Origin of the sequence: Sphingomonas sp. 2378, from assembly GCF_038084995.1 — a bacterium.
Lineage (GTDB): Bacteria > Pseudomonadota > Alphaproteobacteria > Sphingomonadales > Sphingomonadaceae > Sphingomonas.
Genome location: NZ_JAXCMJ010000118.1, coordinates 1 through 684, shown reverse-complemented (window position 1 = coordinate 684; position 684 = coordinate 1). Strand labels below are relative to the sequence as shown.

General features: G+C 56.3%; 1 protein-coding gene. It reads left to right on the top strand.

Annotated features, from left to right (window positions below; translation table 11 throughout):
- On the top strand, nucleotides 1–684 hold a 684-nt coding region (mbeA, locus tag SM191_RS19550; RefSeq protein ID WP_341507658.1), incomplete at both ends, for a plasmid mobilization relaxase MbeA.

Genomic DNA, 684 nt, shown 5'->3' with positions numbered 1-684 from the left:
CGGGATGATAGTTAAATTTCATGCCAGGGGGAAAGGCGGTGGAAGTGGCCCGGTCGATTACCTGCTGGGGCGGGAGCGTAACCGCGAAGGCGCAACGGTGCTCCGGGGTAACCCGGAAGAAGTGCGGGAACTCATTGATTCCACGCCATTCTCGAAGAAATACACTTCAGGCGTTCTGTCGTTCGCGGAGAAGGAGTTACCGCCGGGTGAACGCGAAAGAGTGATGACGAGCTTTGAGCGTGTTCTTATGCCCGGTCTCGAAAAAGACCAGTACAGCATTCTCTGGGTGGAACACCAGGATAAGGGGCGGCTCGAACTGAATTTTGTCATCCCGAACATGGAGCTACAGAGCGGTAAGCGCCTCCAGCCGTACTACGACCGCGCGGACAGGCCGAGGATAAATGCCTGGCAGACGCTGGTTAATCATCATTACGGGCTGCGTGACCCGAACGCACCGGAGAACAGACGGACGCTTGTCACGCCAAATAATCTGCCAAAAGCGAAACAGGAGGCCGCAGAAGCGATTACACGGGGTCTTGAGGCTCTTTACCATGCCGGAGCAATAAAAACGCGTCAGGATGTCACAGAGGCGCTTACAGCGGCAGGTTTTGAGGTGGTGAGGACAACCAAAAGCAGCATCAGTATTGCCGACCCGGAGGGGGGGCGGAATCTCAGGCTAAAGGG